Genomic DNA, 15,457 nt, shown 5'->3' on the forward strand with positions numbered 1-15,457 from the left:
TTACTTAGCAATATATAATAGCCCAAGTGCTTTCTTCATCAACACATCTACAGTCCCTGTCTCTGCGCCCTCTTTCTTCATAGCGAGCCATACACGGTCCAATTCACTTTCGGTATAGCCCAATCCCTTAAGGGCATCTCTAGCTTCTTGCCAAGCTAATCCATCCGCTCTTTCTTCCATTGGAACTGCAAATAATCCCGTTTGCATCGAAGCCATACTGAGTCCGTCCAGCTTGTCCTTCAAATCTAAGATCATCCGCTGCGCCGTCTTCTTGCCAATGCCCGGCAGTTTCGTTAAGAAGGTTATATTCTCTTGGTAAATTGCCGAGATCAACTGATCTGGAGTCCCACCTGTCAGTATTCCGAGCGCAACCTTCGGACCGATCCCGGATACCTCAATCAACTTGCGGAACAATTTTTGCTCCTCCCGAGTCGGGAACCCGAACAGAAGCGTCGCATCCTCACGTGTTTGATAATGAATATAGATCGTTACAGGTCCTTCTACTTTAGCAAAAGCATAAGGGTTCGGGCAGAATACCCGGTATCCTACGCCCTGCACATCCAGCACCACATATTCCGACTCTAAATGAACGACGGGTCCTCTTAAGAAATCTATCATTTTCGCAATACCTCATTTAATTTAGAATTAAGACTGCTCGAATGGGCATGACATACCGCTACCGCTAGTGCATCGGCCACATCATCCGGTTTAGGGATCGCCGATAATTTCAGCAACAGCTTCACCATTTCCTGTACCTGCCGCTTCTCAGCCTTACCATAACCAACTACTGCCTGCTTCACCATCATAGGTGTATATTCCGATACGGGTAAGCCACGCTGTACAGCAGCTAATATCGTCACTCCGCGGGCCTGAGCTACTGGCAATGCTGTTGTAACATTACGTGCGAAGAACAACTTCTCTATCGCTACAGCATCAGGTTTATATTTATCAATAAGCTGACCCATGCCTTCATAGACATGCAGCAGACGTTCTTCCTCAGGCGTATGAGCCTCGGTTTGGATACAACCATATTGGACTGGGGTCAATTTATGACCTTCCTTATCCACAAAGCCAAAACCGACAATCGCCAGCCCCGGATCAATTCCCAAAATGCGCAAACACGATCTCTCCTCTATAACAGGCAGTTTATTCCACCGTTTTCATCCATTACTCCGCTACGAAGCGAACATATGTATTCCTTCAAACCATTATAGCAAAAATACCTCTTCCGGGAGAAAAAAAGTTTACCCTCTGATGCGAAATGACAACTTTAGGCCTATAATGAGAACCTCAAAACTTCTTATATTTGCAAAGAAAAAGCTGCCCTATAGCCATTAATAATGACTTTAGGACAGCTGATATGCTTAAGGATGCTATTGCTTATTCTGCATGACATGTTCTGCAGCCTCACGCGCGTAGTCACTGAAGGTGGACAATACGCTATTGTACTCTTCAATATCTTGTACACGAATGCCCTCATGAAGCTCTTTCCAAATACTTTCCGGCAGAGAGGATTTCAAGGAACCCATATCCATTTGAAAAAAAGTCTTCAGCACCTTTTCCTGTACCGGAGGCCCTTTAAATAATTTCAAGTTCCCAAATGCATCGACTCCGATATAGGCTTCTTTTTTCGTCAGGGTCGATAGATCATTCACTTTTTGTTCCAGCCACAAATCTCCATCGCTGCTAATCCAACCGCTCCATGCAGAGTGTTCGTGAATTATCTTTTTAAGCTGAAGCGGGTTCTTTACACCTGGCAATGTCTGAACTTCTTCTCCAGATACATACGATATTTTTAAATGAACGGTTCTGCTGAGTCCGCTTTGAGCGATCGTCTGCAACAGTTGTTCGTTTTTTATGGTGCCCTTCTCTTTCTCCTCACCGCTGTCCACGCCTACTTTAAATACAGCTGCGGCCAACTCACTTTCGGCACTATCCGTCCAACTAGAATCCGTCAGCAGGCCACTGATTTCCTCAGGTACCTGCATGCTGCGCCAGGCCAGTACAGTAAGAGCTAAACAAGCTGCCCCTACCCAAAGCGCCTTTTTCCAACGTCTCCATCGCTGCCAAAGTTGTTTTTTTATGCGCGACACGTTAATCCCTTCATTCTGGTTTTTCCCTATTGTGACCTGAGAAGGGATCATTTATGCGCTTTTCTGTGAATAATCGATATTTTATAACAATTATAAGGTTGACCTTGCAGTTTAAGCGTTTGGAATAATCGGCAGCTTCACATGGCTTGGATATTTACTATTATGGTAAACGGTCTGCAGAACAGTAATTGCTTCTGTATCTTCATATGGATTATTACCTGTGTTCGTATTAGGGAAAGCAACGAATTTACTGGACGAGGTGATCGAGAACCGAACCCGGTGCCCCACTGCAAATCTATGGGCAATATTGGGCATGAAAATATCATATTCCTCTACTTGGCCAGGCGTGAGCAGTTCAGGTGCATCAAATCCATGACGATATTTAGCTCTAACAATATAGTTAGATAACCGGATAGAGTCGCCTTGTTCATTCACATCGCTAAGCGTAACTACCCAATCTGTATCCTTACCTGTACTAGCAGCGTAGATCACAGCTGACAATTCCCCAGCGATAGTCAATTCTTCCTTCAACACTTCACTGGTGTACACAAGGATATCATTCCGCAGCTCGTATTTCCGTAAATTTTCAGGCTCTCGCTCACCGCTATCATTCATCGGATCATTTGGGTTATAGACGTAAGTATCTTCGGGAGAGTGTTCCTCTGGTGCTGTGAGCAGCTTCCCATCACCTTGTCCTGAATTAGCCCGGCCCCCACTGGAAAGATAGAAAGGAGAAGTCACTGCTTCAGCAGGTGTCCAATCCTCCGATGTTCTCCACTGATTCTCGCCAACGACATAATAAGAGGCTCTAGGCTCCTGATCTATTCCATTCGGAATACCTTTCAAGAAACGGTCAAACCAGCGCAGGACAGAAACATCGTAATCATAAACCACTGCATCATTGCCAAAGCTTAACCCCTCATAGTCTCTGGCTCTGTTGGGTCCATGCTCCCATGCCCCCAGACGGATTTTCCGGTTCGGCACATCATGTTCAGTCAGCATTCTCCATGTCTCTGATACCCCAGGGCTGTCCCCGTCATACCAGCCTGAGATTACATACATAGGGACCTGTACCTGATCCCCGCGTTCCGTAAAGGTACAGTTTCTCCAGAAATCATCATACTCCGGATGCTGGCTCCACAGATCCCAAGGACCTGATGCTTTGCCGATCATTTGCTGTGGAATCTCCTTAATCGGTCTCGCATCGACGGCCGCTTCTGGGTTCACCGTTATGCCCCAAAAAATATCAAAATCCGTCCGGGTACCCACAGATTGTGCAAGCGTCCAAGACAAGAGCGGCCAAGAGCAAAGCGTTCCACCCTTACGCGCTGTATCTACAAACGGTGAGCCAACATTCACTTCATCCACCACAGCCTTCAAATTAGGGTGTCCACTGGTCGCCGCCGAGACAACAACAAAGCCGAGATAGGACGCGCCCCACATTCCAACATTGCCATCTGACCAATCCTGCGCGATAATCCAATCGATCGTATCGTAGCCATCATCCCGTTCATTATAAAAAGGAATCAATTCCCCTTCCGAATCCGCCCGACCTCTAACGTCCTGTGACACCACTGCATAACCTTTGTTAGCCCATCTCATAAAAATCTCTTTTTTTCCGTTACGGTCATAGCAGGTTCTCACAAGAATCGTCGGCAGCTTGGTTCCCGGCTGAATGCCCTCAGGAAGAAACACATCCGTAGCCAGTCTCACGCCATCACGCATCGGAATCAGATCCGTACCCAAATCATTCACACCATACTCTGGCTTCGACAAAAAGGGATCATCATAAACAACCAGAGGCGTCAGCTTCTCATATCCTGCTTTAACAATCAGCTCGATGCCATACCGGTTCGGCGTAAGAAAAGCAATAATCTCACCATCCAAGGTCACAATATCCAGAGCCGTCTCTTTTCGTAGCGCCCATACTTGAGAAGTAAGCACACGGCCATCCAATACAGCCTGATACTGAATATGCTTTTGATAAAGATCACCATTACTTAGGACTACCTCATCATTGACCCATTCTGCTTTAGCGTAAGCGTCCATGTATTCGTGGATTTTTTGAAATGGAAGGACGGTCTTGAACTGGCTATCCAGCACATTGTATTGCATTTGTGTTCGTCTGCGTGGATCAACCTTAGCGAGCATAATTTGTTGTTCCGTGAAATGTATTTTCCCTGAATAAATGCCAGAACAGTAGAAGTTAAATGCAGTAGTGTTCAAGTATGTTGTCATCTATTTATCCCCTATCCCCAAATTTCTTCAAATACACGCAGCCAGTTACCACCCATAATCTTTGCAATATCCTCATCCTTATAACCGCGTGCCACTAGTCCTCTAGTAAAGTTGATAAAATAGCTATATTTTTCAAGCCCAGCAACGGTTTCAGTAGAAGGTCCGTCTCCTTTGGCAAATCCTAGCTTAGGTGCAATATGTTCTTTAAAATAAATCAATGACCAGAGCACATCGCTCATCGGCCAATCCGTTCCAATCCCGACATGAACCACGCCTACAAGCCGAATCACATATTCGATATGATCTAGCACATGATCAATGGTCGTATGGTTAGGATCTTCATGAACAAACCACGGCATAGCAAAAATACCGATGACTCCACCCGTCGTAGCGATCGCGATGATTTCCTCATCACTTTTGCAGCGCATATGCGGATAGATGGCCTCAACACCCGTGTGTGAAGCAATGACCGGAGTCTTAGAGTACTGGCAGGCATCGAGTGTTGTTTGTTTTCCGCAATGTCCCGTATCTACAATGATCCCGAGCTTGTTGAGGCGCTCAATGAATCTTTTTCCATAATTCGTAATTCCAGCGTTCGACTGTTCTGCACAGCCTGCACCGACCTGATTCTGATTGTTATAGGTTAATTGTAAAATTCTTAAGCCAAAATTATGTAACACATCTAATAGGTCCAGATTGGTACCTAGGCCATCCGTTTCTTGCGCCGTGATAATACCCGCCTTATGGCCATTACGCTTGGCTGCACGTATGTCCTCTGCGGTTAAAGCTTTCACTAACCAATCTGCGGAGTCGAACTGAAGCTGAACTTCAGCCATACTATTGATCATGCTTTCTAAGGACTCTAAATGAAGCTCCCGGTTACCCGCGGTAATTCCCGATTTATACCATTCACTTTTATACTCAGGAATCTCACCGCTGGCCGACAGCTTTGTGATCATTTTTGCTGGCATGCTGCTGTATATCATCGGCTCATCTTTATAGGGCTCACACAGCTCTTTTATTTTTTCAGACACAGACTCTGGAATTGCGTTTGGAGATAAGGGACCTTGAAATAGCAAATCAATATTAATGTTCTGCTCATGCAAACGTACGGCCCGTTCTTCGTCCTGTTCCGTCAACTTGAAATCATACAAACCTTCATATGTGCTCATCGTGTGGTCGCTCCTTAGAATGCAATTTCAATGCCTTTTTGTAATTTAACAGCTTCATTATAAATGAAGTTAGCCGCTGCTAAATCTTCTATCGCAAGTCCTAGTCCTTTAAAAAGAGTGATCTCATCAGCTTTAGCTCTGCCCTCAATACTCCCGCTGATCAGTTCACCGATTTCACCGATGATATGACCTGAATTAATCATGCCTTCCTTCAGCGGAATTAAATAATCCCCAGATTCATGATGTGCGGATTCCAATCGGTCAACATATAACTTAGCTAATCGAACGGTCTCCGAATCCAGCTCGCGATCCGCAGATCTGCACGCTCCAATAGCGTTGATATGTACTCCGTGCTTCAGCCATTCTCCTTTGAGCACAGGCTCTGTGGATGCTGTTACGGTACAAATGATATCTGCAGGGCTGACTGCCTCTTGAGCAGACTCCGCCACTATTATATCCACACCATATTTAGGGCTCATTTCTGCTTGAAAATCTCTTGCCTTTGCAGGTGTTCTATTCCAAACTCTGACCTCACGAATCGATCGAACCAGTAACATCGCTTCCAGATGGCTTTTGGCTTGTTCACCCGTGCCCAGAATGGCAAGCACCTCTGCATCTTCTCTGGCCAGATAACGAGTGGCTACTGCGCTAACAGCCGCTGTGCGAATTGCAGTAATCTTCTGTCCATCTACTACAGCTTTCAGAACACCGGTAGAAGAATCGAATAACGTAACAAGCCCTTGATGGGAAGGTAAACCTGAGCCATGATTACTTGGAAACACACTGATGATCTTGGCGCCTGCTACTTCTTCGCTCTGCAAAAAGCCCGGCATTAAGCCAATCAGATTGCCTTGGTGCAGCGGGAGTACTTGTCTTAAGCTTTGTATGGCTTGTCCTGCGGACAAATCCTTCAAAACGGATTCCATCACAGTGATGCAAGACTCCATTGCTAATAACTCAGCCACTTCATTTTGATTAATAACTAGCATAAGACAAACCTCCATTACTTCATTGTGGCAAGAAAACAAATATGGGAACACAAAATTATTCTTTATATCATAACTTATACGCTTTAAATATTCATGTATAAAGCTGGAATTCAGGAATTTGTTTAACCACTAGCTATTCGCTATACTTAATATAGTTCATATTCTATTTTAAGGAGCTGACGATTGATTATGTCTAGTAAAATAACTTTAGGTAGAACAAATTTGCAGGTACTCCCTCTTGGGCTGGGTGCCAATGCTGTTGGCGGGCATAATTTATTTCCCGGCTTAAATGATGAGACTGGTAAAGACATTGTTCGCAATGCTCTTGACCATGGGATCAATTTCATTGATACCGCCTTTATCTATGGTCCAGGTAGATCCGAGGAACTGATTGGAGAAGTGCTGAGAGAAAGAGGCGGTCGTGACAATGTGGTCATTGCTACTAAGGGCGCTCATAAGATTACTGGCGATAAGGTTACGATCGACAACTCTCCAGCTTTTCTAAGACAGTCTGTGGAAGACAGCTTGAAACGCCTCCAGACCGATTATATCGATCTTTACTATATTCATTTCCCTGATGAAAGCACTCCTAAGGATGATGCTGTCGGCGAGCTTAAGAAACTGAAGGATGAAGGAAAAATCAGAGCGATTGGTGTCTCCAACTTCTCCATTGAACAGCTGAGAGAATCCAACAAGGACGGCCATGTAGATGTACTCCAATCCCATTACAACCTGCTGCATCGTGATGCGGAAAAAGACCTGCTCCCTTACACGCAGGAGCATGGCATTTCTTTCGTTCCTTACTTCCCACTGGCGTCAGGACTTCTTGGCGGCAAGTATAAGCAAGGCGATACGTTCAGCGACAATAGAAAGAACAACCCAATGTTTCAAGGAGCGACCTTTGCCAAAAACCTGGAGAAGGTAGACAAGGTTCGCCAAATTGCCGATGCCAAAGGTGTTGAAGTCGCACATGTAGTGCTAGCCTGGTATTTAACTGTACCTTCCATCGACGCACTTATTCCCGGAGCTAAACGTCCGGAACAGATCGTATCGAATCTCCAGACTCTGAAAGTTCAGCTGACACCAGAAGAGATCAAAGCGATTGATTCAATCTTTAAGGCGTAATAGCCTTTTATGTAAGTAAAATAAAGGGGGTTGTCCTAGAAGTCATGAAATGGCTACTGGGGCAGCCCCTTTTCTAAGGATTAGCGCTACTGGAGTCCGAAAGCCTTAATAAATGATCAAGACTCGATAGCGCAGCTAGCCAACAAACAAAAATACAGGGCAGCGTATTCTTACCGAATATCCTAAATTCTTTGTATTAGTAAATATTGTTTGCTATACTTTCTCTGTGTATCAGTAGACTTTAATTTTTATACAAAGGGGAATTCCTTGATGATTATTCAACCTAAAACACGCGGATTTATATGCACAACAGCCCATCCAGAGGGATGCGCCAAACAAATAGAACAACAAATTGAATATGTAAAAGCACAAAAGAAAATTGAGGGACCTGCGAATGTACTCGTCATCGGTGCCTCTACCGGATACGGACTAGCTTCCAGAATTTCAGCTGCATTTGGTGCTGGCGCCAATACCATTGGTGTGTTCTTCGATAAAGCAGCGGAAGGTCAGCGCACCGCTTCTGCAGGCTGGTACAACTCCGCTGCCTTTGAACAACAAGCAGCAAAGCTTGGACTTAAATCACACAGCATAGTTGGCGATGCTTTCTCTGATGCTATTAAAGAGAAGACCATTGCATTGATTAAAGCTGAATATGGCACCATCGATTTAGTTATTTATAGTGTCGCTTCACCTCGTCGTACCCACCCGGTAACAGGGGAAACCTTCTCCTCCGTTATTAAACCAGTGGGAACAGCTTATTCGAATAAAACCTTAAACTTCCATACAGGCGAAGTATCCATGACCACCATTGAGCCTGCTAATGAAGAAGAAGTACGTCAGACAATCGCTGTAATGGGCGGCGAAGACTGGAGAATGTGGATCGATCAGCTTCAAGCAGCTGATGTCCTTGCAGATGGTGCTACTACCGTTGCTTACTCCTACATCGGGCCTGAAATCACTCATCCTATCTATCGGGACGGAACAATCGGCCAAGCCAAGCACGATCTGGAACAAACTGCGATTCAAATGAATGACCTTCTTTCATCAAAAGGCGGACGTGCCTTTGTGTCCGTTAATAAGGCGCTCGTAACTCAGTCCAGCTCAGCGATTCCTGTAGTGCCCCTTTATATCTCAGCCCTTTACGAAGTGATGAAGGAAAAAGGCCTGCACGAGAACTGTATTGAACAAATGTATCGCTTGTTCTCTGAGCACCTATACGGCGAAGGCAAGGCTACTGCTGACGGAAGCTGCTTGATCCGCATTGACGACTGGGAAATGCGTGAGGACGTTCAGACAGAGGTTATGAAACGTTGGGACGAGCTGACAACTGATAATGCAGGTGAGCTAGCAGATCTTGAAGGCTACCGCCAAGATTTCTTCAATCTGTTTGGCTTTAGAACAGATGGCGTAGACTACGAAGCAGATATTGATCCTAATGTCGACATTCCGAATATGTACTAGAATGATTCTGAGCACATCCATATAATAATTATGGATGTATAAAAAAAGAGGTTGTCTGCAAAAGTAGTGAATTCTACTGAGTTGGCAGCCTCTTTTTTTGCACTTTGCTTGCAGCCTACCTATACGTCGTAGGGCATATTGGCTTAGCCTCCCACTTTGTGATATGGTTTGATAGAATACTGCAAGTTCTAACTTACATTCTAAGGAGTGAATCCCTCATGGTTAAAAAAATTAGTGTAGCGAATGGTGCACTTGACGTGTCCCAAATTTCGCTTGGCTGTATGCGGATTGCGGACTTGTCTGCAAAAGAGGCTGATACACATGTACATAGTGCGTTGGAGCTCGGAATAGACTTCTTTGATCATGCCGACATCTACGCAGGTGGTAAGGCCGAAGAAGTATTCGCAGGTGTACTAGAGAACAATCCTGGTATGCGTGATAAAATGATGATCCAAACCAAATGTGGAATCCGCGACGGTTTTTTTGATTTCTCCAAAGAGCATATCCTACAATCCGTTGAAGGCAGTCTTAAGCGCTTAAAGACCGATTATATCGATGTGCTTCTGCTTCACCGTCCTGACACGCTGTTCGAGCCGGAAGAAGTGGCTGAGGCTTTTGACATTCTGGAGAGCAAGGGTTTGGTCAAGCATTTTGGTGTCAGCAACCAAAACCCACTGCAAATCGAACTGCTCAAGAAAAATGTAAAGCAACCGTTGCTATTCAACCAGCTCCAATTAAGCATTATGTTCACGGGTATGATTGATACCGGTTTTAATGTGAATATGACCAACTCCGGTTCGGTTGTCCATGATGGCGGGATCTTGGAGTACAGCCGTCTACACGACATGACCATTCAGCCATGGTCGCCTTTCCAATATGGCTTTTTTGAAGGTGTATTCTTGGACAACGACAAGTTCCCTGAATTGAACGAGGTCATTAACCGTTTGGCAGCTGAAAAAGAGGTTACCAATACTGCTATTGCCATTGCCTGGATTCTCAGACATCCGGCAAATATGCAGCCTGTTGTAGGTACAACCAATACGCAGCGATTGCGGGATATTGCCAAAGCATCCGATATTACACTCACCAGACCCGAATGGTATGAAATTTACCGCGCTGCGGGTAATATCCTTCCATAAATATTAAAAGCCACGAAGTACGCTAATATCGCACTTCGTGGCTTTTTTTGTGACTATGATTGAAACCGTATAACTCTTATAAAAAAAAAGAAACGGCATCTCTGCCGTTTCTTTAAAGGATGGACTCTCAGGGGCTCGAACCCTGGACAAATAGATTAAGAGTCTACTGCTCTACCAACTGAGCTAAGAGTCCACAATATAATGATTTACCTTACTAAACTTGAAAAGCAAAAGCTCTTAGCTTAACGCATAAGAGCTTCGCTTGCTAATTGATACCGGCGAGAGGACTCGAACCTCCACGGTTTCCCTCTCGATTTTGAGTCGAGCGCGTCTGCCATTCCGCCACGCCGGCAAAGTATGAAGTTAAAATATGGCGCGCCCTGAGAGATTCGAACTCCCGGCCTTTTGATTCGTAGTCAAACGCTCTATCCAGCTGAGCTAAGGGCGCAAAATTTATATGGAGCGGACGACGGGAATCGAACCCGCGACCCTCGCCTTGGCAAGGCGATGCTCTACCGCTGAGCCACGTCCGCACACAGTATGTATTAGTGTCCGACTCACTTAAGAAGTGAGCCATGAAGGACTCGAACCTTCGACACCCTGATTAAAAGTCAGGTGCTCTACCAACTGAGCTAATGGCTCATGAAGCAAGAAAAATGGCGGAACCGACGAGATTCGAACTCGCGATCTCCTGCGTGACAGGCAGGCATGTTAGGCCAACTACACCACGGTTCCAAAAGATATAATTGCTTGATGAAAATTGGTTGCGGGGGCAGGATTTGAACCTGCGGCCTTCGGGTTATGAGCCCGACGAGCTACCGGGCTGCTCCACCCCGCGTCATTAAAAAATATTTAGCTATCCATTACAATAAGAAAGCTTCATGGTGGAGGCTGAGGGGATCGAACCCCCGACCCTCTGCTTGTAAGGCAGATGCTCTCCCAGCTGAGCTAAGCCTCCATGTAAAGAAGCAACTCAATTATCATAACACAATCTAAACTGTAATGCAACCTTTTATTCCTGAAGAAAAATTAGGTTTTAAAGGAATTGGTGACCCGTATGGGATTCGAACCCATGTTACCTCCGTGAAAGGGAGGTGTCTTAACCCCTTGACCAACGGGCCTTATTGAAAACAAAATGTTTTGACAACAAAAAAGATTATATCATGTATTTCAAAGTATAGCAATACCTAAATTAATATATTTTCACTTTTCTCCTATAATAGCGTTAAAGTGATATCAAGCTTACTGGCTATCAACTCAACGACTTCTATAGTAGTCAGGTTATTTGTGTCTAATTGATCTTTGAATACATCCTTATTAAGCCCTGTGAGGCATCTGTCGATCTGTTGAACGGTCCATGAGTCATTTCCTTCACCTCTACCACCCAATCTCTTGAGCAGCGTCTCTCGTGAGGCACACAAAGTAAAATGGTGAACCTCTAATCCCTCATTTATTAGATTACCAGCAATGTCCATCCAATATTCTGGGTTGACTATGGTCATAGGTACGATAACCGTTCCCCTATATTCGCTAGCTATGTATTTTAACATGGAATGGTTAATTTCACGCCAAAGATAATAGTCTTGAAAGTCACTTTTTGTCATCACATCAGGAATGTTTTCCCTTATGTAATACCCTACATTCTCTGGATCGTATACAAAAGAATTAGGAATTCTGCGATGTAATTCATATGCAGTTTCTGTCTTTCCCGCACCAAAAGCTCCATTGATCCATATTATCATGATCTTTATCCCCCATGAATAATCTATTAGTGACTCTATTAAAGCACATTATCATAAAAACCCTTACAAGCAAATACTCTGTACAAGGCATAACAAAAAGACCACTGTCGATGACTCAACAGTGGTCTTGCGTGCTTGGCAACGTCCTACTCTCCCAGGACCCTTCGGTCCAAGTACCATCGGCGCTGGAGGGCTTAACGGTCGTGTTCGGGATGGGTACGCGTGGAACCCCTCCGCTATCGCCACCAAACGGGCATTTGCGGTACAAATGCATTATTCAGGTCTCAGCATCGCCAAATGCTGAAAACAAATTCATCATCATACAGCCACTAGGACCATATGGTTTAGAACTTGATTCCTGAAAACTGAATCCGAATCGAATTTGCGTTTTAAGTATAGGATAAGCCCTCGACCGATTAGTATTGGTCAGCTCCATGCATTACTGCACTTCCACCTCCAACCTATCTACCTCGTCGTCTTCAAGGGGTCTTACTAATTGGGAAATCTCATCTTGAGGGGGGCTTCACGCTTAGATGCTTTCAGCGCTTATCCCGTCCGTACGTAGCTACCCAGCCATGCTTCTGGCGAAACAACTGGTGCACCAGCGGTACGTCCATCCCGGTCCTCTCGTACTAAGGACAGCTCCTCTCAAATTTCCTGCGCCCACGACAGATAGGGACCGAACTGTCTCACGACGTTCTGAACCCAGCTCGCGTACCGCTTTAATGGGCGAACAGCCCAACCCTTGGGACCTACTTCAGCCCCAGGATGCGATGAGCCGACATCGAGGTGCCAAACCTCCCCGTCGATGTGGACTCTTGGGGGAGATAAGCCTGTTATCCCCAGGGTAGCTTTTATCCGTTGAGCGATGGCCCTTCCATGCGGTACCACCGGATCACTAAGTCCGACTTTCGTCCCTGCTCGACTTGTAGGTCTCGCAGTCAAGCTCCCTTATGCCTTTGCACTCTTCGAATGATTTCCAACCATTCTGAGGGAACCTTGGAACGCCTCCGTTACTCTTTAGGAGGCGACCGCCCCAGTCAAACTGCCCGCCTGACACGGTCCCCGTACCGGATTACGGTACTAGGTTAGAACCTAGATACGATCAGGGTGGTATCCCAACGGCGCCTCCACCGAAGCTTGCGCTCCGATTTCTACGGCTCCCACCTATCCTGTACAGATCGTACCCAAATTCAATATCAAGCTGCAGTAAAGCTCCATGGGGTCTTTCCGTCTTGTCGCGGGTAACCTGCATCTTCACAGGTATTAAAATTTCACCGGATCTCTCGTTGAGACAGCGCCCAAGTCGTTACGCCATTCGTGCGGGTCAGAATTTACCTGACAAGGAATTTCGCTACCTTAGGACCGTTATAGTTACGGCCGCCGTTTACTGGGGCTTCGGTTCATAGCTTCGGGTTACCCCTAACCACTCCCCTTAACCTTCCAGCACCGGGCAGGCGTCAGCCCGTATACTTCGCCTTGCGGCTTCGCACAGACCTGTGTTTTTGCTAAACAGTCGCTTGGGCCTTTTCACTGCGGCCCCCTCGTGCTATTCACACTACCGGGGCACCCCTTCTCCCGAAGTTACGGGGTCATTTTGCCGAGTTCCTTAACGAGAGTTCTTCCGCGCGCCTTAGAATTCTCTTCTCGCCTACCTGTGTCGGTTTGCGGTACGGGCACCTTCTCCTGGCTAGAGGCTTTTCTTGGCAGTGTGAGATCATGACCTTCGCTACTGTAATTTTCGCTCCCCATCACAGCCCAGCCTTAACGATGTGCGGATTTGCCTACACATCAGCCTCACTGCTTAGACGGACATATCCATCAGTCCGCGTCACTACCCTCCTGCGTCACCCCATCGCTCATAGCGGATTACGGTGGTACAGTAATTTCAAACTGTTGTCCTTCGACTACGCCTTTCGGCCTCGCCTTAGGTCCCGACTTACCCTGAGCGGACGAGCCTTCCTCAGGAAACCTTGGGCTTTCGGCGGATCAGATTCTCACTGATCTTTTCGTTACTCATACCGGCATTCTCACTTGTATGCTGTCCAGCGCTCCTTACGGTACACCTTCAACCCACATACAACGCTCCCCTACCCCAGATACATACGTATCTAGCCATAGCTTCGGTGGTGTGTTTAGCCCCGTTACATTTTCGGCGCAGAGTCACTCGACCAGTGAGCTATTACGCACTCTTTCAATGGTGGCTGCTTCTAAGCCAACATCCTGGTTGTCTGTGCAACTCCACATCCTTTCCCACTTAACACACACTTGGGGACCTTAGCTGATGGTCTGGGCTGTTTCCCTTTTGACAATGGATCTTAGCACTCACTGTCTGACTCCCGGCAATAAGTATATGGCATTCGGAGTTTGACTGAGCTTGGTAATCCTTGCGGACCCCGCACCCAATCAGTGCTCTACCTCCACTACTCTTATACCGAGGCTAGCCCTAAAGCTATTTCGGGGAGAACCAGCTATCTCCGAGTTCGATTGGAATTTCTCCGCTACCCCCACCTCATCCCCGCATTTTTCAACATGCGTGGGTTCGGGCCTCCAGTGCGTGTTACCGCACCTTCACCCTGGACAGGGGTAGATCACACGGTTTCGGGTCTACGTCCACATACTCATTCGCCCTATTCAGACTCGCTTTCGCTGCGGCTCCGTCTTCTCGACTTAACCTTGCATGTTAAACGTAACTCGCCGGTTCATTCTACAAAAGGCACGCCATCACCCATTAATAGGGCTCTGACTTTTTGTAAGCACACGGTTTCAGGTTCTATTTCACTCCCCTTCCGGGGTGCTTTTCACCTTTCCCTCACGGTACTGTTTCACTATCGGTCGCCAGGTAGTATTTAGCCTTAGCAGATGGTCCTGCTGGATTCATACGGGGTTTCACGTGCCCCGCACTACTCGGGATCCGTCTCGGAGAGAACACAGTTTAGGTTACAGGGCTTTTACCTCTATCGCGGGCCTTTCCAGACCTCTTCGCCTACCATATTCCTTTGTAACTCCATGTGAGACGTCCCACAACCCCTAAGAGCAAGCTCTTAGGTTTAGGCTGTTCCGCGTTCGCTCGCCGCTACTGACGGAATCACTATTGTTTTCTCTTCCTCAGGGTACTTAGATGTTTCAGTTCCCCTGGTCTGCCTCTACATCTCCTATGTGTTCAGAGATGAGTAACTGCGAATTACCACAGCTGGGTTTCCCCATTCGGACACCCCCGGATCAAAGCTTGCTTACAGCTCCCCGAGGCAGTTTCGTTGTTCGCCACGTCCTTCGTCGGCTCCTGGCGCCTAGGCATCCTCCGTGTGCTCTTATTAGCTTAACCTTGATTTTTCCGCAGGAAAATATCATACAATGACATTTCTCTTGGAATCATCTCACTAATAACATTTACTTGTTTTCACAAGTTGCTAAAAGATGTTCTAAAACGCAAATTCGTTTCGGTATCCAGTTTTCAAGGATCAAGTCTTACTTGAGAGCTTAAACTCTCAAAACTGA

10 protein-coding genes, 9 tRNA genes and 2 rRNA genes are annotated in these 15,457 nt (G+C 46.2%); 3 read left to right on the forward strand and 18 right to left on the reverse strand.

Annotation, left to right across the window (positions count from 1 at the left end; genetic code table 11):
• The 6 genes from ruvA to MHB64_RS24365 all read right to left on the reverse strand — a co-directional run bounded on the left by ruvA (position 1) and on the right by MHB64_RS24365 (position 6,492).
• Positions 1 to 618, reverse strand: a complete 618-nt coding sequence (ruvA, locus tag MHB64_RS24340) for a Holliday junction branch migration protein RuvA (protein ID WP_094874232.1) — start codon at positions 616 to 618, stop codon at positions 1 to 3.
• On the reverse strand, positions 615 to 1,118 hold the full coding sequence (ruvC, locus tag MHB64_RS24345) for a crossover junction endodeoxyribonuclease RuvC (RefSeq protein ID WP_036677679.1): 504 nt from the start codon (positions 1,116 to 1,118) through the stop codon (positions 615 to 617). The genes ruvA and ruvC overlap by 4 nt, the downstream gene beginning before the upstream one ends.
• Positions 1,119 to 1,373: 255 nt before the next feature.
• Positions 1,374 to 2,093, reverse strand: coding sequence for a BofC C-terminal domain-containing protein (locus MHB64_RS24350; RefSeq protein ID WP_179281752.1), 720 nt, complete (start codon positions 2,091 to 2,093; stop codon positions 1,374 to 1,376).
• A gap of 111 nt (positions 2,094 to 2,204) precedes the next feature.
• Positions 2,205 to 4,331 (reverse strand): CocE/NonD family hydrolase, encoded by a 2,127-nt coding sequence (locus MHB64_RS24355; protein WP_341135537.1) that lies wholly within the window; start codon positions 4,329 to 4,331, stop codon positions 2,205 to 2,207.
• 11 nt (positions 4,332 to 4,342) lie between these two features.
• The gene (locus tag MHB64_RS24360; RefSeq protein ID WP_341135538.1) at positions 4,343 to 5,503 is read right to left on the reverse strand and encodes a dipeptidase; all 1,161 of its coding nucleotides are present in this window, start codon (positions 5,501 to 5,503) and stop codon (positions 4,343 to 4,345) included.
• Positions 5,504 to 5,517: 14 nt separating this feature from the next.
• Positions 5,518 to 6,492: an ornithine cyclodeaminase family protein gene (locus MHB64_RS24365; RefSeq protein WP_341135539.1), complete on the reverse strand. Its 975-nt coding sequence runs from the start codon at positions 6,490 to 6,492 to the stop codon at positions 5,518 to 5,520.
• A gap of 189 nt (positions 6,493 to 6,681) precedes the next feature.
• Between MHB64_RS24365 and MHB64_RS24370 the strand changes: the two genes are divergently transcribed.
• The 3 genes from MHB64_RS24370 (at position 6,682) to MHB64_RS24380 (ending at position 10,217) form a co-directional block, all read left to right on the forward strand.
• Positions 6,682 to 7,617, forward strand: a complete 936-nt coding sequence (locus tag MHB64_RS24370; protein WP_341135540.1) for an aldo/keto reductase — start codon at positions 6,682 to 6,684, stop codon at positions 7,615 to 7,617.
• A 270-nt stretch (positions 7,618 to 7,887) separates the two neighbouring features.
• Positions 7,888 to 9,078, forward strand: coding sequence for an enoyl-ACP reductase FabV (gene fabV / locus MHB64_RS24375; RefSeq protein ID WP_280788879.1), 1,191 nt, complete (start codon positions 7,888 to 7,890; stop codon positions 9,076 to 9,078).
• Positions 9,079 to 9,296: 218 nt separating this feature from the next.
• Positions 9,297 to 10,217: an aldo/keto reductase gene (locus MHB64_RS24380; protein ID WP_094874225.1), complete on the forward strand. Its 921-nt coding sequence runs from the start codon at positions 9,297 to 9,299 to the stop codon at positions 10,215 to 10,217.
• Between the two features lie 120 nt (positions 10,218 to 10,337).
• On the opposite strand, the gene MHB64_RS24385 is transcribed toward MHB64_RS24380, so the two are convergent.
• The 12 genes from MHB64_RS24385 to MHB64_RS24440 form a co-directional block, all read right to left on the reverse strand.
• Positions 10,338 to 10,410: transfer RNA gene (locus tag MHB64_RS24385), tRNA-Lys, on the reverse strand.
• 80 nt (positions 10,411 to 10,490) lie between these two features.
• Positions 10,491 to 10,569, reverse strand: a tRNA-Leu gene (locus MHB64_RS24390).
• A 19-nt stretch (positions 10,570 to 10,588) separates the two neighbouring features.
• Positions 10,589 to 10,665 (reverse strand) — tRNA-Arg (locus tag MHB64_RS24395).
• A gap of 10 nt (positions 10,666 to 10,675) precedes the next feature.
• Positions 10,676 to 10,750: transfer RNA gene (locus tag MHB64_RS24400), tRNA-Gly, on the reverse strand.
• A 36-nt stretch (positions 10,751 to 10,786) separates the two neighbouring features.
• A tRNA-Lys gene (locus MHB64_RS24405) sits at positions 10,787 to 10,859 on the reverse strand.
• Between the two features lie 15 nt (positions 10,860 to 10,874).
• Positions 10,875 to 10,952 (reverse strand) — tRNA-Asp (locus tag MHB64_RS24410).
• Between the two features lie 26 nt (positions 10,953 to 10,978).
• Positions 10,979 to 11,055: transfer RNA gene (locus tag MHB64_RS24415), tRNA-Met, on the reverse strand.
• A gap of 44 nt (positions 11,056 to 11,099) precedes the next feature.
• Positions 11,100 to 11,175 (reverse strand) — tRNA-Val (locus MHB64_RS24420).
• Between the two features lie 88 nt (positions 11,176 to 11,263).
• Positions 11,264 to 11,338: transfer RNA gene (locus MHB64_RS24425), tRNA-Glu, on the reverse strand.
• A 93-nt stretch (positions 11,339 to 11,431) separates the two neighbouring features.
• Positions 11,432 to 11,959, reverse strand: a complete 528-nt coding sequence (locus MHB64_RS24430; RefSeq protein ID WP_341135541.1) for an AAA family ATPase — start codon at positions 11,957 to 11,959, stop codon at positions 11,432 to 11,434.
• A 133-nt stretch (positions 11,960 to 12,092) separates the two neighbouring features.
• Positions 12,093 to 12,209 (reverse strand): 5S ribosomal RNA (rrf, locus tag MHB64_RS24435).
• Positions 12,210 to 12,355: 146 nt separating this feature from the next.
• A 23S ribosomal RNA gene (locus tag MHB64_RS24440) occupies positions 12,356 to 15,284 on the reverse strand.
• Positions 15,285 to 15,457: the final 173 nt, after the last annotated feature.

The sequence above is a fragment of the Paenibacillus sp. FSL K6-2859 genome (assembly GCF_038008265.1).
Lineage (GTDB): Bacteria > Bacillota > Bacilli > Paenibacillales > Paenibacillaceae > Paenibacillus_AQ > Paenibacillus_AQ nitricinens.